Origin of the sequence: Cohnella baijiui, assembly GCF_020731285.1 — a bacterium.
Taxonomy (GTDB): domain Bacteria; phylum Bacillota; class Bacilli; order Paenibacillales; family Paenibacillaceae; genus Cohnella.
In genome coordinates, this window is record NZ_JAJFOW010000094.1 from 1 (window position 1) to 739 (window position 739).

At 55.6% G+C, this 739-nt stretch carries 1 rRNA gene; it reads left to right on the forward strand.

Annotated features, from left to right (window positions below):
* Positions 1–739: ribosomal RNA gene (locus LKX83_RS31775) — 23S ribosomal RNA — on the forward strand; the annotation flags it as partial.

The window sequence follows — 739 nt, forward strand, 5'->3', positions numbered from 1 at the left end:
AAGCAGCCACCATTTAAAGAGTGCGTAATAGCTCACTGGTCGAGTGACTCTGCGCGGAAAATGTAACGGGGCTAAGCGTACTACCGAAGCTGTGGATTGACACCTCTGGTGTCAGTGGTAGGGGAGCGTTCCTGCAGCAGTGAAGTCAGACCGGAAGGACTGGTGGAGCGGCAGGAAGTGAGAATGCCGGTGTAAGTAGCGAAAAGAGAGGTGAGAATCCTCTCCGCCGAAAGCCTAAGGGTTCCTGAGGAAGGCTCGTCCTCTCAGGGTTAGTCGGGACCTAAGCCGAGGCCGAAAGGCGTAGGCGATGGACAACAGGTGGAAATTCCTGTACTACCTCCACTCCGTTTGAGCAACGGGGGGACGCAGGAGGGTAGGGTGAGCAGACTGTTGGATATGTCTGTCCAAGCAGTGAGGCGTGTGTGTAGGCAAATCCGCACACTGTAACGCCAGGCTGTGATGGCGAGCGAAATTTTAGTAGCGAAGTCCCTGATCTCACACTGCCAAGAAAAGCCTCTAGCGAGGAGTGAGGTACCCGTACCGCAAACCGACACAGGTAGGCGAGGAGAGAATCCTAAGGCGCGCGAGAAAACTCTTGCTAAGGAACTCGGCAAAATGACCCCGTAACTTCGGGAGAAGGGGTGCCCCGGTAGCGTGTCAAAGCGCGAGGGGGCCGCAGTGAAAAGGCCCAAGCGACTGTTTAGCAAAAACACAGGTCTCTGCGAAGCCGTAAGGCGAA